The sequence below is a fragment of the Protofrankia sp. Cas4 genome (genome assembly GCF_963555915.1).
Classification (GTDB): Bacteria; Actinomycetota; Actinomycetes; order Frankiales; family Frankiaceae; genus Protofrankia.
Genome location: NZ_CAUVXL010000029.1, coordinates 1 through 4,147 on the forward strand (window position 1 = coordinate 1; position 4,147 = coordinate 4,147).

Annotated in this window: 4 protein-coding genes; all 4 read left to right on the plus strand. The window is 62.9% G+C overall.

All coding sequences use genetic code 11. The annotated features are described in order from the left end of the window. The first annotated feature begins 1,032 nt into the window (after positions 1-1,032). Positions 1,033-1,290 carry a DUF433 domain-containing protein gene (locus tag U9979_RS02885; RefSeq protein ID WP_322778156.1) on the plus strand — a complete coding sequence of 86 codons (258 nt, stop codon included), beginning with the start codon at positions 1,033-1,035 and terminating at the stop codon, positions 1,288-1,290. Positions 1,291-1,303: 13 nt separating this feature from the next. Next, entirely contained in the window at positions 1,304-3,004 is a 1,701-nt protein-coding gene (locus tag U9979_RS02890) for a DNA glycosylase AlkZ-like family protein (RefSeq protein ID WP_322778153.1), read from the plus strand. Between the two features lie 273 nt (positions 3,005-3,277). Further along, a complete protein-coding gene (locus U9979_RS02895) occupies positions 3,278-3,676 on the plus strand; it encodes a type II toxin-antitoxin system RelE/ParE family toxin (protein ID WP_416219296.1) in 399 nt (132 codons plus the stop codon). Then, positions 3,673-3,990, plus strand: coding sequence for a helix-turn-helix transcriptional regulator (locus U9979_RS02900; RefSeq protein ID WP_322778155.1), 318 nt, complete (start codon positions 3,673-3,675; stop codon positions 3,988-3,990). The genes U9979_RS02895 and U9979_RS02900 overlap by 4 nt, the downstream gene beginning before the upstream one ends. The last annotated feature ends 157 nt before the right edge of the window (positions 3,991-4,147 follow it).

The following is a 4,147-nucleotide window of genomic DNA, read 5'->3' on the forward strand; positions in this document are numbered from 1 at the left end:
CCTCGCTCTAGGGCATGGATCGGCGTCAGTGCCCTTGGTTCGCTCATGACCTGAGTGCGTCTCGTGCACGGCGGCCATCCGCTACAGCGGCCAGGCGGCGTGGGAGTCCCGCAGGCGTGTTCCCTTGTCGTGGCTCACGACATGCTTCGATGAAGCGCACGGTGGTGGCATCGACTCTGCGTCCCTGCGATAGCTCCTGGTTGTAGACATGCTCACAGAAGCGCAGCCACTGACGGCGCCTGATGATCGAAAAAATCCCTGCTAAGAGGACAGGAGAAATGATCAACTGTAGGAGAAGGTGCAGGTCCACGGCCACTCCAGACGCGCCCTGCTGTCCTGGCCGTCAGTAGAGCGCCACTCGTGTGACCTCGGCATCTCTTTGAAATCTTCGCCGTTCCGGGCCAGGACCGAGGCGACCAAAAGTGTTCACAGATAGCCACTTTCCCCCGTTGATCACATCAGACCCGACAGCGACGGGAGAAAAAGACGTCTCCCGACTAGAAACTGGCGGTGAGGCGAGGCAGAGAAGCCTCGCGAGCTCAAGTGCACTCTATGGGCGATCGAATCGTGGTGCAACGCCCATCCGGCGTATGACGGCGGCGAGCATGGATGGCATCCTCAGCCGGCTGGCTCCACCGACCCGGCCGGATGCTACGGAACGTGACGATGATGCGGGTGGCGGCGTGGCGTCCGAGGGTTGATCGTTTCCAATTGCAGTACAAACTGCAGTACTGGAGATCAAAAAAGCCCAGAGCCCCGCGCCGTGTGATCGGCTGCGGGGCTCTGACCTGCCTCAACCAGCGTGCGCTCGGAGGGACTCGAACCCCCAATCTCTTGATCCGTAGTTTGCTCCGGATCATCCGTGGACCTCCGTTGAGGTACGTCGAGTCCAGTGACGTGGGCTCGGACGTCCGTGTACATCCGCTGGCGCTCGTGTTTGTCCGCCGGCTCGGCTGTCAGTTTGACTGTCATCCGGTCCCGGCTCCCCTGGGCGCATACTGAAGCGTGGGAGATGATCGGCTGGCCCTGATCGTGACGGATCCGGCGGTCTGCCATGGGAGGCGCACATCCCGGGGTACCAGGGTGCCGGTGGGTGTGGTGCTCGACTGTCTGGCGGATGGCTGTCTGTCGAGGAGATCGTGGCGGAGTATCCGTCTGTTGACGAGTCAGGTATGCGGGCGGCTGCGGCTTACGGGGTTCGGTTGGCTCGGGAGGGGCTGGTTCGGGCCGATGCCGATCCACTGGGATCTACCGTGGCCTCAAAGGGTGCCGCGAGTGTGGAGCCGATAATAGGATCATGGGGTTGATAGGGGTAGACGTTGAGCGGGTTCGGGCCGCGATCGCCGACGGTGAGAGTTTCACTGTTGAGTTCAAGGGGGAAAGCCGGGGCTCGCTGAACGACCGGGATCTCGTCGAAGCGGTAGTCTGTCTGGCGAATGGCCGGGGTGGTTTGCTCCTTGTCGGTGTAGAGGACGACGGTCGGGTGACCGGTGCTCGGCCGCGGCATGAGTCCGGCCGTACTGATCCGCTTCGGCTGCAGGCACTGCTCGCCAACTCGACCCAGCCGCCGATCCAGACCGTGGTTGAGGCCATTCAGATTGATGGGCTCCCGGTCCTGTGTATCGAGGTGGAGGACAGTCCACGGATCGTCGGGACGACGCGGGGAACCTATGTGCGTCGGGCGATTGGTGGGGACGGGCGGCCGACGTGTCTTGCCTTTCACGCACATGAGATGTTGGCGTACGAGATCGACCGGGGTGCGGCGGACTACGGCGCGCTGCCCATCCCGCAGGTCGGATGGGGCGATCTTGAGGCGTTGGAGTTCGACCGGTTGCGTCGGCTTGTAGCGGAGTCGCATGGACGTGGCGACGCTGTGCTTGCAAGACTGTCGGATCTTGACATCGCCAAGGCTCTCGGTGTTGTGCGGAGTGACGGGGATACTGTCAGCGTGCTCGCTGGGGCGCTCCTGTTGTTCGGTCGGGAGGACGCATTACGCCGTTTCCTTCCTACGCACGAAGCGGCTTTCCAGGTCCTACGCGGTCTTGCCGTGGAGGTCAACGACTTCTTCCGGTGGCCGTTGTTTCGTTTGGCCGAGGAGATGCTGGCTCGCTTCAACGCGCGTAACACCGAGGAGGAGATCCAGTTTGGATTGCTCCGCGTCGCAGTCCCGACCTACTCGGCGGTGGCGTTCCGTGAGGCGCTCGCCAATGCATTGATCCACCGTGATTATACCGCGCGTGGTGCTGTTCATGTTCAGTGGAAGGATGACCAGCTTGAGATTTCCAATCCGGGTGGTTTCCCTTCTGGCGTCCGGTTGGATAATCTGCTCGTCGCCCCGCCGCATCCGCGTAATCCGCTACTTACCGATGCGTTCAAGCGGGCGGGTATCGTCGAGCGTACCGGCCGCGGCATCAATCGGATCTTTGAGGAGCAGTTGCGTTTCGGCCACAGCCCTCCTGACTACGGCCGGACGACCGATTCAGGTGTGGTGGCTGTACTTCCCGGCGGCCCGGCGGATCTTGCACTGACGCGGTATGTTCTGGAGCAGGATAGCGCCGGCCATCCGTTGAGGTTGTCGGATCTCCAGGTCGTCACAGAACTTCTCCATGACCGCCGTCTGAGTGCGGCTCAGGTGGCCGGTTTGTTGCAGACCAGCGAGGCTGAGACGCGCCGCCAGTTGTCCCGGATGGTCGAGCGTGGCCTTGTCGAGGCACGGGGCGAGGGCAGTGGGCGGACCTATCACCTAGCCACGGCGGTGTATCGCGCCTTGCGGGAGTCGGCAGCGTACGTCCGGGTACGCGGATTTGAGCCGTTGCAGCAGGAGCAGATGGTGTTGAGTTATGTCGATGCTCATGGTCGTATCACTCGCGGTGATGTCGCCGATCTTTGCGCTCTGTCTCCGTCGCAGGCGACTCGGCTGTTGCAGCGTCTGGCTGACAAGGGCGAGCTTGTTCTGCTGGGAGCGAAGCGGGGTGCCTACTATGAGCGACCGTCGCATAACTAATGCGCAGGCAAGAGATCGCCTGTACCAAGTGGCATAACTAAGCAACATGCGTGCATTAGTGGCCGATCTGCAGCCTCCTTCACCGCATCCGTTGCTATAAAACGATCAGAAGCCCCGTACCGGTGATCCAGTACGGGGCTCTGACCTGCCTCAACCAGCGTGCGCTCGGAGGGACTCGAACCCCCAACCTCTTGATCCGTAGTTTGCTCCAGATCTTCCGTGGACGTCCAGCCTGTCCGCTGATCTGGCGTAGTCATCTTGGCTGCGCCGTGGCTGCGCGGGTTTAGTGGGAGCTATACTCATCGGGCGGATGGGCGGCAGTGGGAGGTCTACCTCGTCAACGAGGTCCGTGATTGGATCGACAGCTTGGACGCGGCCACACACGCACGGGTCGTGCAGGCAATCGACCTGCTCGCAGAGGCTGGCCCCGGGCTGGGAAGACCGCTGGTCGACACGATCAGCGGCTCGTCGGTGCCGAACCTGAAGGAACTCAGGCCGGGCACGGTGCGGATCTTGTTCTGTTTCGACCCGTGGCGGTCGAGCATCCTGCTCGTCGCCGGGGACAAAGCCGGGCAGTGGAACGCCTGGTACGCCGAAGCGATCCCGTTGGCGGAGCAACGCTACAAGACCTACCTGGTGGAACGCGGTCAGGAAGAGGGCGGTCGGCGATGAGTGGTTACACACGGTGGGCTGATATCCGTGCCGAGCAGGTCGCTCGGGCCGGTGGGGAGGATGCGGTCGCTGCCGGCAAGCAGGAGTTTCTTGCGGTCGCGGTGGGCCACCGGCTCGCCGAGGTGCGTCGGGCGCGGGGTCTTACCCAGCAGCAGGTGGCGGAGCGGATGGGGGTGACCAAGGGCCGGGTCTCGCAGATCGAGCAGGGTTCGCTCTCCGGTCAGGAGGTGGTCGCCAGGTACGCCGCTGCTCTCGGTGGCCGGCTGCACCAGGCGATCTATTTCGATGACGGGGACATTGCCGCGATCGCCTGAGCTGCTTGGCCGCCGCAACGTATCTGATCGCGTACTGGGCTGTTGCTGCACCTGTTGCTACAAAAAGCCCAGAGCCCCGCGCCGTGTGATCGGCTGCGGGGCTCTGACCTGCCTCAACCAGCGTGCGCTCGGAGGGACTCGAACCCCCACCCTCCTT

What these genes read in the sequence shown, in the direction of transcription:
- U9979_RS02900 (WP_322778155.1), top strand. Translation starts at nt 3,673, where the DNA reads ATGAGTGGTTACACACGGTGGGCTGATATCCGTGCCGAGCAGGTCGCT.